The sequence below is a fragment of the Shewanella phaeophyticola genome (assembly GCF_025398315.1).
Taxonomy (GTDB): Bacteria; Pseudomonadota; Gammaproteobacteria; order Enterobacterales; family Shewanellaceae; genus Shewanella; species Shewanella phaeophyticola.
On sequence record NZ_JAODOQ010000001.1, the window covers coordinates 1,631,406 to 1,656,610 of the forward strand.

Below are 25,205 nucleotides of genomic sequence, written 5' to 3' on the forward strand. Positions count from 1 at the left end.
AGGAAGTCGGTAATATGATTGAGCCTAATAACTGGTCACTCCAACCACAAGATGTGTTTAAACGTAGCCCAGTCGTTCCGGTTATGGTGATTAACAAACTAGAACATGCTGTGCCTTTAGCGAAAGCATTGGTTGCAGGCGGTATCAGTGTATTAGAAGTGACCTTACGTACTCCTTGTGCACTCGAAGCCATTGCAAAAATCGCCAAAGAAGTGCCTGAAGCCCTTGTGGGTGCCGGCACTATTTTAAATGAAGCTCAGCTTAACCAGGCGGTTGCAGCAGGTTCGCAGTTTATCATTACTCCAGGTGCCACAGTTGATTTATTAAAAGCGGCTAAAAAGGGCACTGTGCCATTAATCCCTGGTATTGCCAGTATTTCTGAAATCATGGTGGGAATGGAGTTAGGTTACACTCACTTCAAATTTTTCCCTGCTGAAGCTTCAGGCGGCGTGAATGCACTTAAGTCATTCTCTGGTGCACTAGCAGACATTCGTTTTTGTCCAACAGGTGGCATCAGCCCAGCCACTTACAAAGACTATTTGGCTTTGCCAAATGTTGATTGTATCGGCGGCAGCTGGATTGCACCAACAGATGCAGTAGACAATGAAGAATGGGATCGTATTACACAGTTATGTAAAGACGCGCTAGCCGCCCTTTAATTAACCCTGTAATGACATCACTCTAAAAACCAGCTAATCGCTGGTTTTTTTTATGGCTTTTTCATATAGCCGCAAGTATGTTGCCTGAGGTCACTAACATCTTGGGGCTTCGCCACACCATAGCAAAGGCCGTAAGTTTTAACTTACGCAGGGTAGTGTAATCGTCTTCCCGGTAATGCTTTTGAGCCGGGATCCAGGTGTTAGTTTTTACGTTTTGTACTTATGTACTTATGTACTTATGTACTCATGGCCTACGGCCACTAACGTCGTGGCGCTTCGTCCACACCAGACCAAGAGGAAACCAACGGCTGTTCCCTCTTGGAACTCCCAGCCGCCACATCAAAATTATCTGAAAAGCGATAATTTCGCGACGTGGTTTGATCCAGCTTTTAACTTCATTTATAGCCAGCTTTGGCCTTATTCGAAAATGCTAACGCTTCCGATGGTACATCCTGTACCTCGAAAGCTAGCCTGACATCCATGTCAGGACTCACGCTATTTTCTTCAACGTCCTCAAGTTCAGAGTTAAATTTGAACATTTTAAAATCAAGACAACTAACTCGTTTATGCCCCAGAGTCAGTTGAATAAACCACAAGACCTCCTGAAGGTCGTCTAGAACTAATTGACGTTTCTTTTCAATACGGCGCGGGTTCTCCAATGCTGTTGAAAAACCTGAATCTAACTGTGAGCGCTGGAGAGTCGATAGCAATAACAGGTCCTTCAGGTTCGGGAAAGTCTACATTGATGAAGATTATGCTCGGGCTAATGCCTCCTACCTCCGGAAAGATATTGTTTGATGGTAAAGATATCACTCAATTAGGGTTGAAAAACTATAGGAAGGTGATCTCCGCTGTGCTTCAGAACGACACGCTTTTTGCAGGTTCGGTGTTAGATAATATTACGTTTTTTGACACTTCTCCAAACTTGCTTAAGGTAGAAAAGGTAGCTAGTTACGCGGCTATTCATGGTGAGATTGAGTGTATGTCTATGGGGTATAATAGCTTAGTTGGAGACATGGGGTTCTGCTTATCTGGTGGCCAGTTACAAAGGGTGTTGTTAGCCAGGGCTCTTTATAGAGAGCCTAGTATTCTTTTTATGGATGAGGCGACAAGCCACCTCGATAAGGGGAATGAGAGTCGCATTAGCGAACAAGTAGCTCGGTTAAATATGACTCGAGTGTGTATCGCCCATAGGCAGGAAACTCTTTCTAAGGCCGATACAATTTACGAGTTAAGCAATGGTGTATTGAGCACCGTTGGTGATAGGGTGGTGAACATATAGTTTTTTTGATCTGCTCTTAAAGTGATTACTATGGTTTTAGTATAAGAAGAAGTAAAGGATTCAGGAAGTTAATAAAATGGAAAAAAATATACGTATCATGGTTTTGTTGCTTTCTTTGTTAGCGGCTTTCGGAGGGATGGCTAAGCCTCGTTTACCTGACCTAGATTTCGAAACCTACGATAAGTTCCCCAGTAGTGGGTGGAGGGTATCTGGAGGGGAGGCTGGGTATAGCTTTTCGGTTGATGATAAGGTTTTTCAACGTGGGCAGCGATCAGTTTCGGTTGAGTTTAAAGGAAGTAAACCTAACGCTGGCTCCTTTGGTTATTGGTTGGCGCTCCAAGCGAAGGGGCAAAACATTAAGTTGAGAGGGGCTGTAAAAACTGAGGGTATTACTGATGGATGGGTGGGGTTGATGCTTAATGTTCACCCTGATCAAGCCTTTAGTAATATGCGAGAGCAGAAATTATTCGGTGACAATGATTGGAGGGATTTTGAGATTAGTTTGGATGTTGAACTCAAAAATGCCTCTGCGATTACAGTTGGTGGTGTGTTATCGGGTAATGGGAAAGTTTGGTTCGATGATCTTCAGATACTGATAGACGATAAACCATTAACAAGTTCTCAACTACGTGAGACTCCTCGCGCATATAAGGATGACGAATTTGATTCTGGTTCAATGTTGGTTTTGTCTGGGGTGGATGAGGCAACACTAATAAACTTAGACCTTTTAGGGAGGGTGTGGGGGTTTCTGAAATATCACCATCCAAATGTGGGAGGGGGAGATTATAACTGGGATTATGAATTGTTTAGGTTTCTTCCAGATTATCTTTCAGTTGTGGATGTTCAGGAGAGAGACAAGAGTCTGGTAGGTTGGATCGATCGGTTAGGTAAGGTGACTCCGTGTATTGATTGTAAAGTAACAAATCAGGAGTCTGTTCTGAAGCCAGATCATAGATGGTTTTATGAATTTGGTCTATCAAAAGAACTAATCAAAAAATTGAACTCGGTTTATGAGGGGCGGAGACAAGGCGCGAGCTTTTATGTAACCACAAACAGCAGGCGGAGGGTCATTTTTTCAAATGAAAAAGCTTATTCTAATATGCCGTATCCAGATGATGGGTTTAGATTATTAGCTTTATACCGGTATTGGAACTTGGTTCAATATTTTTTTCCGTATAAGCATTTGACTGATAAGGAGTGGAGTAGTGTTCTCGCTGAATATATTCCATTGTTTCTAGGGGCAAAAAATCGGTTAGATTATGAAAAAGTGGCGCTATCTTTAATGGGTGAGCTTAAGGATACGCATGCTAATTTATGGGCTGGTCGCGGTGAAGTTGAAAAAATGCGAGGTGAATTTTACCCACCAGTTTTCACAAGGTTTGTTGAGGGTGAGCTTGTTGTGGTGGATTTTTACACGGAAAACAAGCGTGATATCAGCGATATGTCCCGCCTGAGCGGCCTGTCTATAGGTGATGTTATTACAGAGATCGATGGTGTCGCCGTGGAAGAGTTGGTTAGGGATAAGCTGCGTTATTACCCTGCATCAAATGAAGCTTCAAGGCTAAGAGATATTGCTCCTGATTTGTTGAGGTCGAATAAGGCTAAAATAGATATAAGCTTTAGGCGCGACAAGTTAATGGGTAATACGTCGCTAAAATTATTCAAAAAGGAAGAGTTGCACGTTTTCCAGTTGTATCGCAAACCTAAGGGTGAAAAAAGCTATAAAACTATCGATGGGGATATTGGTTACGTTACGTTGGCCACCATTGAAAAAAAGGATGTGGATTCTATAAAAAATCAATTCAAGGATGCGGCAGGCATTATAATTGATATTCGAAATTATCCTAACACTCCATCAATGTATAGCTTGGGTTCATTTTTCGTGGAAGATAAAAGAGCATTCGCGAAATTCACTTATCCAAACATAAATAACCCGGGTGAGTTTGGCGTTGGTAATGTAGCGGTTCTTAAACCGTCGGAAGTGACTTTTAAAGGAAAGCTAGTTGTCTTAGTGAATGAAAACACGCAAAGTCAAGCTGAGTTTACTGCGATGGCATTTAGGGCGGGTAGAGACACTGCGATAATAGGGAGTAAAACGTCAGGTGCAGATGGCAACATTGTGAGCTTTGCTCTGCCGGGTCTATTAAGGACGACTTTTTCCGGTCTTGGAGTTTATTATCCTGACGGTGGAGAAACTCAAAGAGTAGGTATTATTCCTGATTTTGAGGTGAAGCAAACCATAGAAGGAGTGAAAGAAGGTAGGGATGAGTTAGTGGAAAAGGCTATTGAGGTAATTAGAACTAGGGAAGCTGCGATTAAGTAGTCAGATTCTCCCTACATGAGCCCCAAGGCCATCATTATCGACGTCCTGTGGCTCTATTTTCTTATTTTCAGCTAAAAATCGTCTCTATGAGGCTGATTTTGGACCTGTTTTAAGTCAATTTTCCCATTTTAGGTAGATCTCGCCTGTGCGCTTATTAATTGGTCGACTCCCACTAGGTTCGCCAAGTTGAATAACATCACCAGCTGACTGTCGTTTTTAACCAGTTCCTTGTACCTGGCTTTGACGAAACCAAACTGACATTTAACTATCCTAAATGGATGTTCAACCTTGGCTTGGATACTGGCCTTCAGGTATTCGTAACGGATGGCCAGCTTGTTCTTGCGTGGGAGCTTCTTCAACTCTGGCAGTAAAACTTGGATTGAATGCGGACTACTATGGCACTCATTCCATGCGCCGTACTAAAGCAACCTTGATCTATGCCAAAACAAAAAACATCAGAGCGGTACAGATTTTGCTGGGGCACTCGAAGCTAGATAACACTATTCGTTACCTTGGAGTGGAACTGGAAGACGCTCTGAGGCTCTCAGAGCAAACAGACTGCTGAGGCTTGCTGATACAGGCTTTTCTCCTGAAAAGCCTGTGCCCCAAATCTGAAGAAGCAGCTTCTATGATAAAGAAGATGCAAAGAGATGCGATGTTCCTAAGAAACACCCCCAACCTTGATTGTCATGGCATCTTCACCAAGGTTAAAGGTGATGATATTTATGTTGTTATCAGTGAAAAATTTGATGACTTCGTCGAAAACGGCTACGTCGAAACAATTGATGTAAGCACTGTTAACCCTCAAGTTGTATTTGATGCTTACTTCAACAACCTTCCTCCTTTTGGCAAAGAATCAAAAAAGCACGAATTCCCTGATGCATTTGCGCTAGAAGCTATTAAACAGGTGAGCTTAGCTAGAAGATATCCAGTCTATATCGTTAGTGACGATGGCGATATGAAATCATTCTGTGAGAAAGAAGATAACTTCATTAATCTTGAAAACGTAGATGACCTAATTGACTTGATTGTTCGAAGCGACAAAGCGTACGAAGAACCAGCCAAATTTGCTGATGAAATATTCGAACAACTCCTAGAACAAATCAAAGCGGATGCCCTGCAAGCTCTCGAAGATGGCGAGTTCAACTATGAAAACGCAGATCCTTTCGATGATATTATCAATTCTATAGAAATCAACTCGGTGAATGTTGAGAAGAAAAACTTACAGAATGTCGATGCCGAACGTGCAGAATATGAAGTAGAATTTGAGGTGGTTGTTACGGCAGATTACCGATTCTCAGATTATGATCGTTCACCTTGGGATCCTGAAGACAAGCAATATGTATTCGTCTTGAGTAATGAGTCAACAGTAAAACATAAAGAAACATACACTGCCCATTTCACACTTGCCTATCCAGATGGATTAAAAGCTAACGCATACATTGAAGAGTTTTACTTCCAAGATACATATTTTGAGCTGACTGATAATGACTCCGAAGTCATTAACTTCAAAGAACTAGATATCAACGGTGACTGACATGAAGCTATATGTAATAGGTAATGGCTTTGATGTTTATCATGGCCTTGAAACTAGCTATACATCTTTTGGACTTTATCTCAAAAAAAACTACAGGGAAACATATGAACTATTGCTCAACTATTACGGGTTTGCTGATTTAGACCCAGATTGTCCAACAACAATGTCAGACCCTTTATGGTCTGAATTTGAAACAAGTATGTCACTGCTTGATAAATATTCTGTTTTAGAAGCAAACATGGATGCAATGCCAAACTATTCCTCAGATGACTTTAAAGACCGAGACAGATACACGCTTTTAATTGAAATGGAGAGAATACTGGGCCTTCTAACCACTGAACTGTATAAAGCATTCAAAGAGTTCATTTTGGCTGTGCAGTTTCCTATGTTTGATCATAGCCGTTCAGTAAATATTGATAGGGACGCTATCTACCTCACATTCAACTACACAGATACACTTTCTCAATACTACGCAGTCCCCGATGAGAACATATTATTTATTCACGGAAAAGCCAATACACATGTTGATGAGCTAATTCTCGGTCATGGTGTTGATCCTGAAAATTTCAAAGAGAAGCCTGCTGAACCACCATCAGGATTGAGTGATGAAGACTTAGAGCGTTGGATGGATTATCAATCTGATCAATATGACTACTCATTCGAGCTTGGTAAGAATTCTATCAATCAGTATTTCTTAGCCACTTTCAAGAGCACAGATCAGATCATAAAAAACAATGAAGACTTTTTTGCAAGGCTCGGCAATATTGATGAAGTATATGTTCTCGGTCACTCATTAGCTGAAGTAGATTTACCCTACTTCCTGAAGTTGGGGCAATCAGTCAGATCTGATGCTAAATGGGTTGCGACATTTTATGACCCTGATGATGAGGAAGTACACCGTAACACTCTGAAAGGATTTGGAATAGCCAACGTTGCAGTTGTCAGAATGGAACAGATCTAAGCAATAAAATGAAATATCATTAGCAATTGCGGTTGATTCGAACATTGCTTTTTCTAATGCGAAGGATTGAATTTTGAACATCAGCTCTAACTCGAAATTGTCCATAAATGAGTGAGATGCCTCAGCTTGAAATGCCTAAATTCAACTCTGAACTTGAGGTCGTTGCAGAAAATGACGTGGCGGCTGGGAGATCCAAGAGGGAACAGCCGTTGGTTTCCTCTTGGTCTGGTGTGGGTGAAGCGCCACGACGTTAGTGGTCGTAGGCCATTTTTTAATTTCGTGGGGCAGTGAACGTTTATAAAAATAAGCATTGATGAAAACAGTACAAACGCCATTAAAAATCATGGGCGACATTATTTTTCTAATAAGCCGAGGAAGTACGGGATGGATTTACTTTTTATCATATACTTTGCTCTAGCCATTTACTTTGTGTTAAGCCTTGTCATATCAGTCTTCTTAGCTAAAAGAGGGGACTTGGATAATGTGCAAAAATTTGCTCAGATTGTTCTTGTCTGGTTAATCCCATATTTTGCTGCTATTGCTTTGTGGCAGTTTAACAAAAGCCAAGATCAAGCAGTCTGCAAGCATTCGAATTTTGGCGGAGGATTCAAGAGATAGCAGTGGTGCTGGATCAGATGGTAATCACTAATTATATGCTTATAACAAACCACTAAATGCCCTCGTTCTGCTTGTTGGGACACTTATACGTCATCGGAGGATCTATAATTTATGGTAACTAAAAAGTTAATTATGCGCTTTCTGGGAGCTCTACTAGGTATAACATTTATATTGATGGGGATATGGAGTTTAATTCATCCAATTTTTGGCGGAATAACAGAAATGTTAAGCCATATTTCTCAAATATTAATTGGCTCATTGTTTTTGTTTTATGCTGTAACTGGTTACAGTTCAATTTATAAATTTATTCATCGTATTAAAAATAGATAGTTACGTATAACACATATGAGCCTTCTATTAGTCAATAGGCGAGCATTCATTGTTAAAGTGGGTATTTTCTGTTTTGCACTCAAATTAAAACCAAATTTAGTTGAGAAATAGTAAAACCTAGCTTCTCATAAAGGGTAAACATGACAACTCACTTCATTTATACCAAGAAACAACGTTCGTCAGCATTGTTACTGATTTTAAATGCTGTCGTGGCACTCCTTTTATACGTAGCAGCTCACAAATATCTACCAAGGTTAACGAACGATACCCATGCGCTAGCACAACTGTTTGAGGTTGTTGATGTCGCCATTTGGGTTGTTGAAGCGATATTACTTGGATTAGCATTATGGTTTTGGTTTGAAAATAAACAAATTAGGGTGTGTGTCACGCCAACCACTTTATCCTATTTTGACCCCACCTTTGGGGATGTGAGCTGGCAGGTCAAGGTTTCTGACATTACGCAATTAAAACAAATCAACCATACAGGGCAAGAATTTATGTCAAACCTGATAGTGCTCAAAAATGGAGAACATAGGCAACTAATGTATTCAAATTATCGTGGATTTGATCGACGTGCTTTTTTTGATGCACTTGTATTAGCAAACCCGAATATCATTGTGCCAGAGAGTATATACAGCTACAAAATACAAAGGCCGTCATGGGCTAAACGCATTCGGAAAAAGTTTGACCTAGATGAGTAATCTTTTAAATAATATCGTTTGATCAAAAAAATTGAGTCGGATTAAATTAAAAGTCATTATTTACAATTCATTACTGATTAATTCTTAATCGAGACAACTCTAACTAAAGCCACTTCATACACCATTTCTATCTTTTTATAAGCGTTTTCCATTATTAGCATTAACACTAAATAAGAGAAATACCTGATCTACATTGACTCAAAAACATATTAGGAGGAAATTGGTAGTGCAGGGAACAAAAAACAACCAGTTTTTGGTGGGTAATAAAGGTCGAAATCTAACACAAAGCGCTCCATTCGTTCCCTTTGGTCACTGAGGCCATCAAAACTGCACTGTAATTGATATTCGTGCAGTTTATATCATTACGCTTAACGTTAGGTGGTAAGACATTAATAGGACACTTGCTAAAGACTTTTTATCCAGAAGGAGTCCATTATGAATAGCAAACACAATCATGATTATAACGATCACCAACTCGACCATAGTGATCATAAACATGACCACTTAGATCACCAACAATGGCAAGCTGACCATAGAAACTGGCGTATTGAGCACAGCAAGTTGCTCGCTACCCTACACAGCATCGAAGCCGAAATTCACCAGCATGAAGCGCAAATTCTCGCGCATGAGCATGAAATCATGACTCATGAGATTGAGATTGCACGTCATGAAAAATTAATTAATAAGCATGAACGCTCGGGTGAACGAGGTGGGCATAATGGTGCTCAGGTTAATCATGATACTCAACATAAAGCTCATAATGTTTTTGCCAGTAATCATGAGCAATTGAAACAACGTCATCAAACAATTTGTCATAAGTTAAAAGGGCTGAATCTATCCTGATGAGCCAATGGTTCGATAGTAAACTTGATTACTATAGCTGTTGGGATTGACGCCGCTAAAACATATCGAATTGCTAGCTGAAGTCAATGCTTTGCTGCGCCAGCGTTACTCTGAAGTTTAGTCGCTACAGAGTAACGTTGATCAATGGATGCATTAACGAGTTTTTGCTATAAATGTTTATACTTTAATTGCTTCTTATTTCACAGGAATAAGCATGAAAACCATTGGTATGATTGGCGGTATGAGTTGGGAGTCGACACAAAGCTATTATCAGGCGATTAACAAAGGGGTTAATGCTGCGTTAGGTGGCTTACACTCAGCAAAGATATGTTTGTACAGCGTCGATTTTGCTGAAATTGAAGCTCTGCAACATCAAGGGTTATGGGATGAAACCGCCAAGATATTAGCTGATGCGGCTGTAGCGGTTGAAGCCGGTGGTGCTGATTTTGTGCTGATTTGTACCAATACCATGCACAAAGTGGCAGATAAGATCCAGGCGCAAATCTCAATACCGATTTTGCATATTGCTGATGCGACCGCTAATGCTCTCCTTGTTGATGGCGTTACTAAAGTCGGATTATTAGGTACTCGATTTACCATGGAGCAAGACTTCTATAAACGCAGGATCAGCGACAATTATCCCATTGAAGTGATTGTGCCCAATATAGAAGACCAAACGAAAATTCATGATGTGATATATCAAGAGTTATGTTTAGGAAAGATTAACCCGCAATCAAGGCTGGCTTACTTAGCCATTATCGATAAACTCTTTGCTCAAGGTGCACAAGCGGTGATTTTAGGTTGTACCGAAATTGCCTTGCTAGTGCAGCAGCAACACACTCATGTACCGTTATTTGATACCACTCAAATCCATGCTGACAGCGCGGTATTGATGGCGTTAACTTAAAAAAATGCCTTAAGCGTGGTGGCGCTTAAGGCGTTGTGTATTAGCGTTTAAATAATACTAGTCTTTATATGCACGGCCATAGAAGCTGTCTAATAGCACTTGTTTAATCTCGCTAATGAGTGGGTAACGAGGGTTTGCACCAGTACATTGGTCGTCAAATGCATCTTCTGCTAATTCATCTAACTTGGCGATAAAGTCTGCTTCATTAACACCGGCTTCTTGAATCGAAGCTGGGATCCCAATGAGCTTTTTAAGCTGTTCAATTTTCTCAATCAGTTTTTCCACTTTTTGCTCGTCTGTTTTACCACCTAACTTTAAGTGTTCACTAATGGCGGCATAACGACATAATGCTTTAGGGCGATCGTACTGACTGAACGCGGCTTGTTTGGTTGGCATGTCTGTCGCATTAAAACGAATAACGTTAGAGATTAACAATGCATTGGCAAGACCGTGTGCTAAATGAAACTCCGCTCCTAATTTGTGTGCCATTGAGTGACAAATACCTAAAAATGCATTGGCAAAGGCAATACCAGCAATGGTGGCGCCGTTATGGACTTTCTCACGAGCGACTGGCGCTTTTGCACCTAACTCATAAGCATCGGGTAAGTATTTTACCAATAAATCTAATGCCTGTAGTGCCTGGCCATCACTGTATTCGTTAGCCATCACACTGACATAGGCTTCTAATGCGTGGGTGACTGCATCAATACCGCCAAAGGCTGTTAACGATTTAGGCATATCCATCACAAGATTAGGGTCAACAATCGCCATACTTGGGGTTAACTCGTAATCGGCAATAGGGTATTTCATGCCTGTGGTTTCATCGGTTACTACCGCAAAAGGAGTGACCTCTGAGCCTGTGCCTGATGTGGTTGGTATCGCCACCATTTTGGCTTTACGACTCATTTTAGGAAACTTGTAGATACGCTTACGAATATCCATAAAGCGTAGGGCTAAATCGGCAAAATCGACATCTGGGTGTTCATACATTACCCAAATGATTTTTGCAGCATCCATGGGTGAGCCGCCACCTAATGCAATAATCACATCTGGCTGGAAGCTTTGTGCAACCGCTGCGCCTTGACGAACAATGGCTAATGTTGGGTCGGCTTCTACCTCGTAAAAGACTTCAGTTTCTAGTCCTTGTGCTTTTAAAATCTTTAAGGTTTCGTTGCAATAACCATTATTGAACAAGAATTTGTCGGTAATGATTAATGCACGTTTTTTATCGCTTAACTCTTCAAGGGCAATCGGTAAACTGCCACGGCGGAAATAGATTGAAGATGGAAGCTTGTGCCACAACATGTTTTCAGCCCTCTTAGCGACCATTTTTTTGTTGATTAAGTGACTTGAGCCAACGTTTTCTGAAATAGAATTACCGCCCCAAGAGCCGCAACCTAAGGTTAATGATGGCGCTAACTTGAAGTTGTATAAGTCGCCAATACCGCCTTGTGAAGCTGGAGTGTTAATTAAAATTCGCGCGGTTTTCATTCTAAAACCAAAGGCTTTGATGCGCGCTTCTTGAGTGTCTTGATCTGTATATAAACCAGAGGTATGGCCAATGCCGCCAAGGGTGACAAGGGCTTCTGCTTTATCCATGGCCTCATTAAAGTCTTTGGCCTTGTACATGCCAAGTAATGGTGAGAGCTTTTCATGGGCGAAGGCTTCAGCGTCGTTAATGTCGGTCACTTCGCCAATCAATACTTTAGTGTGGCTGGGTACGGTTATGCCTGCCATAGCAGCTATCGTTACTGCACTTTGACCTACGATGTCGGCATTAAGTGCGCCCTTTTTAAGAATGACATTTTGCATAGCAGCGGTTTCAGCTTTTGACAATATGTAACCACCATACTGAGCAAAACGTTCTTTTACTTGCTTATAGATGCTGTCGACAATAATCACCGCTTGCTCTGACGCACACACCACACCGTTGTCGAAGGTTTTTGACATTAAAATTGAGCTCACTGCACGTTTAATGTCTGCGGTTTCATCAATCACAATTGGGGTGTTACCCGCGCCAACACCAATAGCAGGCTTACCAGAAGAGTAGGCGGCTTTCACCATACCAGAGTCACCAGTGGCTAAAATCAAATTGATTTTGTCGTGTGTCATTAATTGGTTAGACAGTGCCACACTAGGTTGGTCTATCCAGCCTATAATGTCTTTTGGTGCACCTGCTGCAATCGCGGCTTCTAGTACGATTCTGGCTGCGGTTGTGGTTGAGTTTTTAGCCCGTGGGTGCGGCGAAAAGATAATACCGTTGCGGGTTTTTAAGCTAATAAGGGCTTTAAAAATGGCGGTAGAGGTTGGGTTGGTTGTTGGTACAATTCCGCAAATTATCCCTACGGGCTCAGCGATTGTAATGGTGCCAAAGGTTAAATCTTCAGACAAAATACCGCAGGTTTTCTCATCTTTATACTTGTTATATATGTATTCAGACGCAAAGTGGTTTTTAATGACTTTGTCTTCAAGCACGCCCATACCGGTTTCAGTCGCGGCCATTTTGGCAAGTGAAATGCGCGCATCTGCTGCAGCTAAGGCTGCGGCTCTAAAAATAACATCGACTTGCTCTTGGCTAAAATTAGCAAACTGAGCTTGTGCTTTGGCTACACGTTCAACTAATAGATCAAGTTCTTGAGTGTTAGTTACTGTCATGTTGATTTCCTCTAAAAATATTCAACAAATCGTTTTTGTAAAATATTCTTTGTTAATAAAATTACAGCCATTTACACAATATTGTTGTGATAATGGCCACAAATCGCCTATGAATGTAATTTTATTACAACATGTTAAGCCTGTTTTTAATCTTTTTTGGGCTTAAATTAAGCGTTTATTTATGCGGCCTTTAGCATTTAGACGGCAATTTGTGATGTACAACAATGGTGCATTTAGATGTGCTCATCAGTAGCCAATTTACGTGGTGTTAAACAGATTTTATCATTGTTCTCTATTTAAGATAGAGTGATTTTTAATCAACTGTAACATGGTCGCGGTATAAAATTTAACAAAGTTGAAATATTACACGATTGAATTTAAATAATATTTTATTACTGCCAACTTAATATAAGCAATGGCTAAACCTTGTTTTGCTTATTTAATTGAATAAATGTGATTGACATCAATATGAAGAAAAGGGAATATGCTCAACAAGAGGGCATATGCTCACAGTTAGAGCAAAAGCTTAATTAAAGGTGTTAATGTGGACTCGGCAGTTGTTATTTTGCACAACGTTGATACATACCAGACTGATCAACAGTAAAGTTACCGAATTATCACTGAGCCAATGTACTATAGGGCATTGTTTTTACTCTATTCATTAAGGCGGGTTTATGAGCAACCATACACAACTGGTGATTTTTGATTGTGATGGTGTCGTTATCGACAGTGAAGTGATCAGTGCCAATGTGCTTATCGACAAGTTGGCACTGTTAGGTGCTGAGATTGATATGGCGTTTGTACAGCAACATTTTTTAGGCTGCAAATTTGCCACAGTGGCTCAAAAAATCGAAGGTTTATTGTCACTCACATTACCGCCACATTTTGAAATAGAGTATCGCGAGCAGCTATTAGCGGTCTTTGAGCATCAATTAACCCTAACCGCTGGGATTAACAAGGTATTGCCACAGTTAACTGTACCTTTTTGTATCGCCACCAGTAGCAGTTTACCTCGAACAACCAAAGCGTTGTCAGTGGTTGGGTTAACCGATATTTTTAATGGTTGTGTGTTTACGGCAAGCGAAGTTAAGCAGGGTAAGCCTGCACCCGATTTATTTTTACATGCCGCTGAACGTATGGGAGTAAAACCGGAACATTGCTTGGTGATAGAAGACAGCTTTTTTGGTGTAACAGCCGCTGTCGCAGCCAATATGCCTGTATTACATTATGTGGGTGGCGGCCATATGAACCCTGATAATCAAACGGTTCAACAGGCATTTGCGCAAGTACCCGTGTTGAAACACTGGGATGATTTTTCCGCACTTTTGCCCGCGTTGATGCGCTAATACTGAATAGGATAAATATAAGATGGACAATAAGTCTAATTCAGAATTAGCACGCTTAGAAGATGCAGCAAGAGCGGCATGGTTATATTACGTTGCTAAAAATACTCAAGACGAAATTGCGCAAAAGTTAGAAGTATCAAGACAATCTGCGCAACGACTCGTGGCGCTGGCTGTCAGTGAAGGGTTGATTAAAGTACGCCTAGACCATCCAATTAGCCGGTGTATGGAGCTCGCCGAGCAATTAAAGCAGCGCTTTAATTTACTGGAATGCGAAATCGTGCCGAGTGATCCAGCTGACCAAAGTTCAACGCATGGTTTAGCGCAAACCAGTGCTGCAGTGTTAGAGCGTTACTTAAAATCAGATACACCTAAAACCTTAGCATTTGGAACCGGCCGGGCACTCAAAGCCTGTATAGATGAGTTACCGTCAATGCAATGTCCGCAACATAAAATTGTGTCGCTGCTCGGTAATATGATGTCAGATGGATCTGCTTCAGCATTTGATATTGTTGTGAGTATGGCTAACAGGGTACAGGCTAAACATTATCCTATGCCGTTGCCAGTGATTGCCCATTCGGTTGCTGAAAAACAGTTATTACATGGGATTACACCAGTAAAAAGTATTTTAGCGTTAGCCCAGCAAGCAGATGCAACTTTTGTGGGGATTGGCCAAATGGGTAACAACTCACCATTAATGGTTGACGGTTTTATTGACCTGGCAAAAGCGAATGAATTAGTTAGCGATAACGCTGCCGGTGAAATTATAAGCTGGGTATATGATAAACAAGGGCAATTAATTAACAATTCGATAAATGAATTAGTGATGAGCGCGCCGTTGCAACTTAATGCTAGCAAACCGGTATACGGTATAGCCGCAGGGCAAAGTAAAGTGAATGCCATTTATGCGGCATTAAAAGGTGGATTAATTAATTCATTAATCACCAATGAATATACTGCTGAACAAATATTACAAAAAATTAAATAATTTATGTTGTACAACAACATGAGTGCAAGAGAAACAAAAAATGGGGTTATTATTTCGAATAAAACGAAATAGTAAATAGTCAAAAAGGTAAGTTGTTTAATTTTATCATCGTATTTTGGTGAGGGATTAATTTACCTGCGAAAAAACAGGAACATAAAAATAATGACTACAAGTCAACACTCCCATTCATTTGATAAAATGAATGAAGAGCAGCTTCCAGTTGCCAAAAATAAGCTCCACGGTTGGAAACATTTTGCGGGTTTGTATGCCGGGGAGCATGTGGCCGCGACCGAATTTGTGATTGGTGCAACTTTTGTTGCCTTAGGTGCATCAACCATTGATATTCTTTTAGGGTTACTGATTGGTAACCTGTTAGCGATGTGTTCTTGGTGGCTATTAACTGCGCCTATTGCAGTAGAAACACGTTTAAGTCTTTATAATTATTTAAATAAAATTGCTGGTGATTCAATGACCAAGCTCTATAACTGGGCTAACGTTATTATTTTCTCGGTGATATCCGCCGCGATGATCACCGTGTCATCCACCGCAGTACGATTTTTATTTGATATTCCCGCCCAATTAAATTGGTACCCAAGTAGCTTATGGTTTGTGATGATTGTCTTAGCCGTCGGCTCTATTGTGGTCGTGGTCGCTATGTACGGTTTTTCAACGGTTGCCGATTTTTCTAAAATTTGTGCTCCTTGGTTGTTTGTCATCTTTATCGCGGGCTCATTTACGTTATTTCCAGCGCTGTCAAATCATGTAATAGGCAGTACGACCTTAACGAATTGGCAAGACTTTATCACTATTGGCGACAATTCAATCTGGACTGGGGTGAATGATAAAGGCGAAAAAGGCATTGGTTTACTTGAAGTAATAGGCTTTGCTTGGGCTGCTAACTCGATTACCCATTTTGGTTTAATCGACATGGCTATTTTCCGTTTTGCGAAACGCAAAAGTTATGGCTTGTTTTCAGGCGTAGGGATGTTTTTTGGTCACTACATTGCGTGGATCTCTGCAGGTATTATGGGTGCAGGTACTGCTGTGCTTTTAAAAACCACCATTACGCAACTTGATCCAGGTGATGTGGCATATCATGCATTGGGCTTTTCTGGTTTTGTTATTATCATTATTGCGGGTTGGACTCACTGCAAATGCTAACCTTTATCGTGCCGGTTTAGCCGCTCAGTCAATCTTTGTTAATCAATCACGTGAACGCACGACCGCTGTTGTAGGGTTAGTGACCGTTGTGATTGCCTGCTTCCCATTTGTGTTTACCCAAATGCTGCCACTCTTAACTTATGCAGGTTTATTAGTTGTGCCAGTGGGCGGGATTGTGTTTGCCGAGCATGTGTTATTTCCTAAAATTGGGTTAACTCGTTATTGGGCTAAATATCAAAACCTCTCTAAAAGTACACCTGCTATTGCAACGTGGGCGTTAGCATTAATATTTGGTTTTGGATTAAATAGCTTAGATATTATTTCATTTTATTATTTATTTATTCCAACATGGATTTTTACCATCATCATTTATACCGTGTTAGCTAAAAAGTATGGCGCGGATTTAGATTATACCGATGCTATTTTAGCTGATGAAAATGACCAGCAACAGATTGCTGAATATCAAGAGTCTATGGCGATAAATGATAAAGATATTATTGATGACGGCAGTAAAATTACTAAATTATTAAATGGTTTTGCATTCGTATCGTTAATGACCATTACAATGTTGGCGGTTAATGTGATGTTCTTTAGTCCTAATATGGAAGTATATGCAGACAATAAAACATTATTCGAAAGCGTGTGTTTTGCTTGTACTATCATTTATTTTAGTTGTTCTTATGTTGCATTAAAACGTCATAAGAAATTGAATATCTAGTTTGAATATTAATTACTGTAATGGCTTAAAACGACTCTTATAAACAGTCGTCTTAAGTCTGGTGTGTTATTTACCGTAATAACACGTAGTTGTTTATTTGTTATTTTTTATGAGGCACATGCTCATGCAGAACGCTCAACTCAATCGCGCATCATTGAATACGCTAAACCAACAATCTCTTTCTACTTTACCTGCTGATGTTGATGTGCCGAAATACGATCGCAGTAAACTTACTGCAGGTATTGTGCATATTGGTGTGGGTGGCTTTCACCGTGCTCACCAGGCTATGTATGTTAATGAATTACTTAAAACACCAGGCTCAGAGTCGTGGAGCCATTTGCGGTGTGGGTTTATTAGAAGCGAATCGTGGTTTACGTGATGTATTGGTTAAACAAGATTACTTATACAGTTTGACTGTGCGCCACCCAAATGGACAGATTGATCATCAGGTAATTGGCGCGATGATTGACTTTTTATTTGCACCAGAAAACAAACAGCAAGTTATTGATAAGCTGATTAACCCAGACACAAAAATTGTCTCATTAACCATTACGGAAGGGGGTTATAACTTTAACCCAGCAACGGGTGAGTTTGATTTTACAAACCCTGAGATTATCCATGATATGGCTAATCTGCACGATCCCATTACTGCGTTTGGTTATATCACTGCTGCGTTAATGCAGCGTAAAGCACTGGGCATGAAACCCTTTACCGTTCAGTCTTGCGACAACGTTCAACATAACGGGGATATGACCCGCAAAATGTTATTAGCATTTGTCAGTAAAATTGATGCTGAACTGGGTCAATGGATAGAAGCTAACGTTGCGTTCCCTAATGCGATGGTTGACCGTATTACGCCTGTTACGATCAAAGCTGATATAGATTATGTCGCCAATACTTTAAATATTAATGATGAATGGCCAATCACCTGTGAAGCCTTTACTCAATGGGTTATTGAAGACAACTTTAGTGATGGCCGCCCAGCGTTTGATAATGTTGGCGCGCAGTTTGTTAGCGACGTTACTCCATTTGAAAAAATGAAAATTCGTTTACTCAATGCTGGTCATTCTGTTTTAGGTTTGTTGGGTTCAATTCATGGCTTTGCCACGATTGATGAAGCGGTTTCTGATCCATTATTTGCCACCTATTTACGCAAGTTTATGGACGATGAAGTGACACCACTGATTGAGCCGTTACCCGGGATTGACTTAAACCAGTATAAAGACACCTTAATTGAGCGTTTTGCTAACCCAAACATTAAAGACAGTTTGGCACGCATTTGTTTAGAAAGCTCAGCAAAATTGCCTAAGTTTATCATTGCATCGATTAACGAAAACATTGCGTTAAATCGCGATACTTCTTTAGCGTGTTTAGTGATTGCAACCTGGTGCTTATACAGCGATAAACAGGTTAATCAACAAGGTGAAGTATTAGATATTAACGATCAAATGGCTGCTCAATTACACGATTATGCAAGTAAAACCGGGCAAGATCCCCTGGCATTTTTACAGCTAACAGATTTATTTGGTGATTTAAATAATCAAGCCACATTCTGCAAAGAGTATCGTAAAGCCATTGCTGATTTGTATGCACCAAACAGCGATATTAAAGTGATAATGCAAGCCCGTTTACAAGCAAAGAGTTAATGATAATGAGCAGCGTATTAATTAATCATAAAACCAAGGCTGACATCAATATCAGCTGTTTTGGTGAAGTCTTATGGGATTGTTTCCCAGACGGTAAGCGAGTGGGCGGGGCACCATTGAATGTGTGTGTCAGGTTAAATGCGTTAGGCATTAAGGGCTCAATGATCAGTGCCGTAGGCGATGATCAATTAGGCCATGAATTACTGGCATTTATCGATGAACGTGGCGTTAATCGTGATTGTATTGCGATTAATCCGCTTAAAAGTACCAGTACGGTTCAGGTGACACTAGACAAAAATGGTTCTGCGTCATATGAAATCGTGGCTGATACCGCCTGGGACAATGTGGCATTAACTGACACTATTATGAGCCAGGTTAAGCAAGCTGATGTATTGGTATTTGGCAGCTTAATTGGTCGTAGCCCGGTGTCATTAGCGACGTTAACTGATTTAGTTAACCGTGCCAATTTCACCGTGTTTGACGTTAATTTACGTGCGCCACATTACGATATCGACAGTATTGTTAAGCTAATGAATCAAGCTGATTTTATTAAATTAAATGATGACGAGCTGTACGAAATTGCCAAGGCAATGGGCTCACCGTTTAATTCATTAGAACAAAATTTAGATTATATTGCAGCGCAAACACAAACCCAGTATTTGTGTGTGACAAAAGGCAGTCATGGAGCTTTGTTAAGTGTTAATGGGCAGAAGTTTTACAACTCTGGCTACTTAGTTAATGTGGTGGATACTGTGGAAGCCGGAGACTCGTTTTTAGGATCGTTACTGTATCAATTGTGCAGTGACAATAACCCGCAATATGCCATCGATTTTGCTTGCGCTGTTGGTGCTATGGTTGCCCAATCTGCTGGTGCAACACCAGTGTTAACGCTTGAGCAAATTAACGCTTTTATGCAACCCGCATAAATGGTGATGTTGGCGGAGATATAAAGCGTTATATGTAAACAGTTGTTGTATGTAAAAGTGAAGTGTCGTGTGTCGTTTGGGTTAGTTCCCCTTTATTTAACCCAGTAGCGCTTGGTTTTTATACTTATAAATAACCAAGCGCTTTTTTCTTTTTTAGCCAATAACATTAGTGCTCGTTGTTTAATTCTAAAATACCCGCAGTTTTTGAACCAAATAACTGTTGGTGCAATCGGCCTGCAAACTCATCTGTCATCCCTGAAATATAATCGGCAATAACACGCATAGGATTACTGTTTTCTGCATTTGCGGTTAACCAACGCTCGCGAGTATTGAGCGGCAATAAACGTTCAGGATCCGATGCAAAAGCTTCAAATAACTCCATTATAATTTGTTGACCCTTGTATTCGAGCATTTGAATTTCCGGTTTACGAATGACGTATTTAAACACCAGCTGTTTGAGTACATGAAGCGTTAAGGCAAAATCGGCCTGCAACTCTGCATTGTATTTGAGTAACTCGGCTTCAAAGTCATCGTTGCTTTTGATACTAATGGCCGTGACAAAACCATTGACCAATGTGCCTATGGCGTCTTTACGTAAATGATGCTCGTGGGAAAACAACTTCTCGCCAATGTTGGCGATTTCTGACTTGAGCCATTGATCATTAATGCTGTGCAGTTGCTCAACCACATCATGTTGCCATTGGCGTTGATTGACAATGCCCATCACGATGGCATCTTCTAGGTCATGCACGGCATAGGCGATGTCGTCAGCCAATTCCATAATCGAGCAATCTAACGACTTAAACCGAGTTTTGAGGTGAGGGTATTGGGTGTTGACAGTGCTTTGCTCACTGCTAATAAACCGTTGCCTATCGTTGTCGCTCAGTGCTGATAATACCCAATCACTAATCGGCTTGTCATCATCAAATAACCCTTTTACTGGCGGCCAGTCAGATGGCTTTAATTGCCTATGGTTTGCAATGTCGGGTTTGTTGAGATCAATATACAGTTGTGAATGCATGGCTGGGTATTTCATGATCCCAAGCAAGGTTCGCCGAGTGAGGTTCATCCCCCAGGATGGCGTGTAAGGTTCTAGTCGCGATAAAATTCTGAAGGTTTGGCCATTGCCTTCAAATCCACCATGATGACGCATCATATAATTGAGCGCCACTTCTCCGCCGTGGCCAAAAGGCGGATGGCCAATATCGTGGGCTAAACAAATCGATTCAATCAAACTCATGGAGTTAAGTAACGGCTTAAACTCTGGATATTTACGACGTAATTGTGCGGTAATACCGGTACCAATTTGCGACACTTCTAACGAGTGGGTTAAACGAGTGCGATAAAAGTCGTTCATGCCGACACCCAACACCTGGGTTTTAGCTTGTAAGCGTCTAAAGGCGGCAGAATGCAGTATACGTGCGCGGTCGCGCTGAAATGGACTGCGATGATCATTGCGACGTTGTTTGTCTTCACCTAATAGGCGCTGATGCCAAATATTGTCTTGCTGTGTTGTGGTATCGGACATAAGGCTCCTTACAGCATTTGATTAATTTCGTCTAAATTCAGGGTAAAGCTTGGGATAAAACAGTCTCTAAAATAACGTACTGCTGGGTTAGGGTTCTCATCAAGCATGTGCTCTAAACGCTTACGGGCACTGTTAAATTCACTGTTTCCGGCTTTGTGTTCTTCTAGACATTTTAAATAAGCGCACAGAGTGTCGGCGGCTTTCACTATGGCTTTATATTGTGGGTCGGCTTCTTGGCTAATAAACAAACTGCGATAATCGTCTTTAAACTCATCGGGTACCATTTCAAGCATACGCTGTTCGGCAATGGCTTCAATTTTTTTATATTCAGCTTCGATTTCTTTATTAAAATACTTAACCGGAGTCGGTAAGTCGCCGGTTAAGATTTCACTGGCATCATGATAAATGGCAATGGTTGCCGCTTGATTAGGGTCTAAATGGGTATCGAACTTTTTATTACTGATAATCACCAGGGCATGTGCAACCATAGCGACTTGTAATGAATGTTCCTGAACGTTTTCTGCGGCGCACGTTGTACATTAATGGCCAGCGTTGAATTAACTTCATTCGGGCTAAATGGGCAAATAGATGACTCATGAGACTCCTTACTGCGCTCAATCAACAATAATCTGTATATTGCCAGCTTACCTGAGCTTTAGGATAAAAAAAAGCGACTGTTCAGTCGCTTATGTTTGAGGCTTAATGATTATTGTTGGTAATCATCAAGAAATTCACCAAACTCAACTAAGGCTTTGGTGAGGTCTTCTTTATGCGGTAAAAATACGACCCTAAGATGGTCTGGCTCTGGCCAATTAAAGGCAGTACCTTGCACAAGTAATATTTTTTTTGATTTCAATAAGTCGAGCACTAGGCGTTCATCGTCACGTAAATTAAACTTTTTCATGTCTAATTTAGGGAAGGCATACAAAGCACCCTTGGGTTTTTTACAGCTCACACCTGGGATTTGGTTTAATAGCTCATAAACCGCGTCGCGCTGAACGGTTAAGCGGCCATTAGGTAAGATTAACTCATTAATGGATTGATAACCGCCAAGTGCAGTTTGAATTGCATGCTGATTAGGCACGTTGGCACACAAGCGCATTGATGCGAGCATTTCCAGGCCTTCAATATAGCTTTTAGCTGCTTTTAAATTGCCCGACAGCATCATCCAGCCAACACGGAAACCTGCAGCACGATATGCTTTTGATAAGCCATTGAAAGTAATGGTTAAAATGTCATCAGACAAACCCGCTGCAGGGATGTGTTTTGCTTCGTCATATAAAATTTTATCGTAAATTTCATCGGCAAATAAGATTAAGTCGTGCTGACGGCATAACTCGATAACCTGTAACAGTAACTCTTCGCTATACACTGCGCCGGTAGGATTGTTCGGGTTAATTAACACGATGGCTCGAGTGCGGTTGCTGATCTTACTTTTGATATCGTCTAAGTCAGGAAACCAATCGGCTTCTTCATCACAGCGATAATGCACCGCTTTACCGCCAGCAAGATTGGCAGCTGCAGTCCACAATGGGTAGTCAGGTGAGGGAATAAGTACTTCATCGTCGGTATTGAGTAGCCCTTGCATGGCCATTACGATAAGTTCAGATACCCCATTACCAATATAGATATCTTCAATATCAACACCAAAAATACCTTGTGCCTGGTAATGTTGCACAATGGCTTTACGTGCCGAGAATAGGCCTTTAGATTCGCAATAACCTTGCGCACTGGGCAGATTTAAAATCACGTCGCGCACGATTTCTTCAGGGGCTTCAAATCCAAATGGTGCCGGGTTGCCGATGTTTAATTTTAAAATACGGTGACCTTCGTCTTCTAAACGGCGGGCTTCTTTATGCACTGGACCACGAATGTCGTAGCAAACAGAGTCAAGCTTATTGGATTTGATAATGGGACGCATACTATTCTCAATAACTAATTACGGCTTAAGTTAGCGAACCATAACGAATTTATTGATATTGTGGAAGAGGCAAACGAGCAAATTGAATAATAATATCAGTCGTTCATGCTATTTGGGGCGCTACTTAAGCCTTTGCTTTAGTTTTTTATGCTGTTTGTGGTGCTTGTTTTAGTGACTTCGTGTTGGGTAGAGGCAAAAAAGCCAGCACGTATGCTGGCTTTTAAAGAGTTTACTTGAGTTATGGCTATTTCAGCTTGAACTCAAATTAACTGGCGATTAAACGCGCTTTTTGAACTCACCGGTACGAGTGTCAATTTCAATTTTGTCGCCCACTTTAACGAAGTCAGCCACAGTAACAGTACCGCCACCAGTGATGGTCGCTGGCTTCATTACTTTACCTGAAGTGTCGCCACGAGCAGATGGCTCAGTGTAGATAACTTCACGTACGATGTGTACTGGTAATTCAACTGAAATCGCTTTGTCGTTGTAGAAAGTGACTTGACACTGATCTTCCATACCATCAACGATGTATGCAGCTGAATCACCTAGGTTGTCAGCTTCAACGTCATACTGGTTGTACTCTTCATCCATAAATACATACATAGGATCAGCAAAGTAAGAATAAGTACAATCAAGACGTTCTAAAATGATGTCTTCTAACTTGTCTTCGCCTTTGAAGGTTTGTTCAGTGCCAGAATCAAGCAATAAGTTTTTTAATTTTAACTTAACGATTGCAGCATTACGGCCAGAACGAGTTGTTTCAGTTTTCTGAACAACCCATGGGCTGCCATCTAACATGATCACGTTGCCAGGACGGATTTCATGAGCAGTTTTCATTGTACTATTTCCTATATATATGGACTTTTTATATTTACAGAGCAGTATCTTAGCTATTTTTAACGAATTGAACTAGTCGACTCGCAAGATCTGCATCATTTAACGCGCTATTTGGCCAATTAATCGCATGTTGCTGTAATGGCAAAATAACAGAATTCAATTGCTGCCAGTGGTTAACCACGGCGTTTGCATCCCCTTGGTTGAAGGCCAAATTCACCTCAGCCCAGGTTGCTGCGATTTGTGCTGCGAGATTATCGCAGTAAATCCGCATAAAAGCTTGTAATTTTACTAGATGATAATCATCTTCTTGCGGATAGATGTGCCAAATAAAAGGTTTGGCTGCCCATTAGGCGCAAAAATGAATCTTCCCCCCGCACAATATTAAAATCACAGCTCCATAGCAAGCGATCAAAGCCTGTCTGATCGGTCATGGGTAAAATATGCAATGTGAGTTTGCCTAACTTGATCTGTTGCCCAGGTACTAACTCACTGACAAGGCAGGGAAGAAACTCAGTTAAGCTGTGTAAACTTCGGCCTTTAGGAATAAGCACATGCATCGCTTGAGTTGCGTGTTGCCATTGTTCAACTAATGCGCTGAGCGCAGCTGTTTCGTAACTAAACACGCTGATGACAGTGTCATCAGGCTCAATGTCACTTAAACCAAGTTGGCTAAATAAGGCCATTTTATTATTGGGGTTAGCTTGCCAGTTATCGCGCTCAATAAACAATTGCTGCTCACAAATTAATCCGCCCGTTTTGTCACTAAACCCTGGGAAGTAAAACCATTTTTTTACCCCATTTGCTTGAGTTGACGGTAAACCGTGACAGCCTTCTACCCAATCTTCGGCGCTCAAATACTCTAGGTTTAACCAATAGGGAACTGTACTTTGCGGTTGCTTGTGCAGTTTATCGATGACTGATTTTACTTGTTCGGGTAATTCACAAGCAAAGGCTTCAATAACCACTTCTCCGGCTATATAGTCTATATCCAATGGGTTATTCCAATGAAATATATTCACTCCATTAAAGGTTTGTCGCGGCTCAGTGGGATCTAGTGTGGGTAAAATATGTGAAAAGCTATGTAGGTCATCTACCCATAAATGCACTGTAATCTGGTATTCAGCGGCAAGTTGTTTGGCTAAACGCCAGGTGACGCCGATGTCGCCATAGTTATCGACTACGGTGCAGAAGATGTCCCAGTGTTTAGGTAATATATCGTGATCAGTTGCTGGCATAGTCATTATGAGTAATCTTATATAGCCAATACTAAAAAAGCGGCTCAACGCCGCTTTTTGTCAGTATTAGGTGACAGTATTAACAG

General features: G+C 40.9%; 16 protein-coding genes and 6 pseudogenes. 15 read left to right on the top strand and 7 right to left on the bottom strand.

The annotated features are described in order from the left end of the window. Window positions 1–14: 14 nt before the first annotated feature. The 3 genes from N4T56_RS07710 (at window position 15) to N4T56_RS07720 (ending at window position 4,264) form a co-directional block, all read left to right on the top strand. The gene (locus N4T56_RS07710) at window positions 15–659 is read left to right on the top strand and encodes a bifunctional 4-hydroxy-2-oxoglutarate aldolase/2-dehydro-3-deoxy-phosphogluconate aldolase (protein ID WP_261732807.1); all 645 of its coding nucleotides are present in this window, start codon (window positions 15–17) and stop codon (window positions 657–659) included. Window positions 660–1,317: 658 nt separating this feature from the next. Beyond that, window positions 1,318–1,941 carry an ATP-binding cassette domain-containing protein gene (locus tag N4T56_RS07715; protein WP_315903023.1) on the top strand — a complete coding sequence of 208 codons (624 nt, stop codon included), beginning with the start codon at window positions 1,318–1,320 and terminating at the stop codon, window positions 1,939–1,941. 76 nt (window positions 1,942–2,017) lie between these two features. After that, window positions 2,018–4,264: a S41 family peptidase gene (locus N4T56_RS07720; RefSeq protein ID WP_261732808.1), complete on the top strand. Its 2,247-nt coding sequence runs from the start codon at window positions 2,018–2,020 to the stop codon at window positions 4,262–4,264. A 128-nt stretch (window positions 4,265–4,392) separates the two neighbouring features. Here N4T56_RS07720 and N4T56_RS07725 read toward each other — a convergent pair. Further along, window positions 4,393–4,623: pseudogene (locus N4T56_RS07725) on the bottom strand (IS5/IS1182 family transposase); the annotation flags it as partial. Between the two features lie 5 nt (window positions 4,624–4,628). Here N4T56_RS07725 and N4T56_RS07730 point away from each other — a divergent pair. The 7 genes and pseudogenes from N4T56_RS07730 to N4T56_RS07760 all read left to right on the top strand — a co-directional run. Then, window positions 4,629–4,829: pseudogene (locus N4T56_RS07730) on the top strand (tyrosine-type recombinase/integrase); the annotation flags it as partial. 3 nt (window positions 4,830–4,832) lie between these two features. Next, a complete protein-coding gene (locus N4T56_RS07735) occupies window positions 4,833–5,801 on the top strand; it encodes a PIN domain-containing protein (protein WP_261732809.1) in 969 nt (322 codons plus the stop codon). Between the two features lies 1 nt (window position 5,802). Next, window positions 5,803–6,762: a bacteriophage abortive infection AbiH family protein gene (locus N4T56_RS07740; RefSeq protein ID WP_261732810.1), complete on the top strand. Its 960-nt coding sequence runs from the start codon at window positions 5,803–5,805 to the stop codon at window positions 6,760–6,762. Window positions 6,763–7,146: 384 nt separating this feature from the next. Next, window positions 7,147–7,380: a hypothetical protein gene (locus N4T56_RS07745; RefSeq protein WP_261732811.1), complete on the top strand. Its 234-nt coding sequence runs from the start codon at window positions 7,147–7,149 to the stop codon at window positions 7,378–7,380. A 470-nt stretch (window positions 7,381–7,850) separates the two neighbouring features. Then, window positions 7,851–8,411, top strand: a complete 561-nt coding sequence (locus tag N4T56_RS07750) for a hypothetical protein (protein ID WP_261732812.1) — start codon at window positions 7,851–7,853, stop codon at window positions 8,409–8,411. A 435-nt stretch (window positions 8,412–8,846) separates the two neighbouring features. Further along, entirely contained in the window at window positions 8,847–9,254 is a 408-nt protein-coding gene (locus N4T56_RS07755; protein WP_261732813.1) for a hypothetical protein, read from the top strand. A 214-nt stretch (window positions 9,255–9,468) separates the two neighbouring features. After that, window positions 9,469–10,161 carry an aspartate/glutamate racemase family protein gene (locus N4T56_RS07760; protein ID WP_261732814.1) on the top strand — a complete coding sequence of 231 codons (693 nt, stop codon included), beginning with the start codon at window positions 9,469–9,471 and terminating at the stop codon, window positions 10,159–10,161. A 57-nt stretch (window positions 10,162–10,218) separates the two neighbouring features. Here N4T56_RS07760 and adhE read toward each other — a convergent pair whose 3' ends face one another. After that, window positions 10,219–12,816, bottom strand: a complete 2,598-nt coding sequence (gene adhE / locus N4T56_RS07765) for a bifunctional acetaldehyde-CoA/alcohol dehydrogenase (protein ID WP_261732815.1) — start codon at window positions 12,814–12,816, stop codon at window positions 10,219–10,221. A gap of 674 nt (window positions 12,817–13,490) precedes the next feature. Here adhE and N4T56_RS07770 point away from each other — a divergent pair. From N4T56_RS07770 to N4T56_RS07790, 5 genes and pseudogenes are all read left to right on the top strand, one after another. After that, window positions 13,491–14,162: an HAD family hydrolase gene (locus N4T56_RS07770; RefSeq protein ID WP_261732816.1), complete on the top strand. Its 672-nt coding sequence runs from the start codon at window positions 13,491–13,493 to the stop codon at window positions 14,160–14,162. A 22-nt stretch (window positions 14,163–14,184) separates the two neighbouring features. Further along, window positions 14,185–15,147, top strand: a complete 963-nt coding sequence (locus N4T56_RS07775) for a sugar-binding transcriptional regulator (protein WP_261732817.1) — start codon at window positions 14,185–14,187, stop codon at window positions 15,145–15,147. Window positions 15,148–15,309: 162 nt separating this feature from the next. Further along, window positions 15,310–17,026, top strand: a pseudogene (locus tag N4T56_RS07780) (purine-cytosine permease family protein). A gap of 124 nt (window positions 17,027–17,150) precedes the next feature. Next, window positions 17,151–18,672: pseudogene (locus tag N4T56_RS07785) on the top strand (mannitol dehydrogenase family protein). 5 nt (window positions 18,673–18,677) lie between these two features. Then, window positions 18,678–19,598, top strand: a complete 921-nt coding sequence (locus tag N4T56_RS07790; protein WP_261732818.1) for a carbohydrate kinase family protein — start codon at window positions 18,678–18,680, stop codon at window positions 19,596–19,598. A gap of 166 nt (window positions 19,599–19,764) precedes the next feature. Here the strand turns inward: N4T56_RS07790 and N4T56_RS07795 are convergent, their stop codons facing one another. The 5 genes and pseudogenes from N4T56_RS07795 to earP form a co-directional block, all read right to left on the bottom strand. Next, window positions 19,765–21,126, bottom strand: coding sequence for an anti-phage deoxyguanosine triphosphatase (locus tag N4T56_RS07795; protein ID WP_261732819.1), 1,362 nt, complete (start codon window positions 21,124–21,126; stop codon window positions 19,765–19,767). 8 nt (window positions 21,127–21,134) lie between these two features. Next, window positions 21,135–21,723, bottom strand: a pseudogene (gene yfbR, locus N4T56_RS07800) (5'-deoxynucleotidase). A gap of 109 nt (window positions 21,724–21,832) precedes the next feature. Then, a complete protein-coding gene (locus tag N4T56_RS07805) occupies window positions 21,833–23,047 on the bottom strand; it encodes a pyridoxal phosphate-dependent aminotransferase (RefSeq protein ID WP_261732820.1) in 1,215 nt (404 codons plus the stop codon). Window positions 23,048–23,323: 276 nt separating this feature from the next. After that, a complete protein-coding gene (gene efp, locus N4T56_RS07810) occupies window positions 23,324–23,884 on the bottom strand; it encodes an elongation factor P (protein WP_188922307.1) in 561 nt (186 codons plus the stop codon). Window positions 23,885–23,933: 49 nt separating this feature from the next. Then, window positions 23,934–25,119, bottom strand: a pseudogene (gene earP, locus N4T56_RS07815) (elongation factor P maturation arginine rhamnosyltransferase EarP). Window positions 25,120–25,205: the final 86 nt, after the last annotated feature.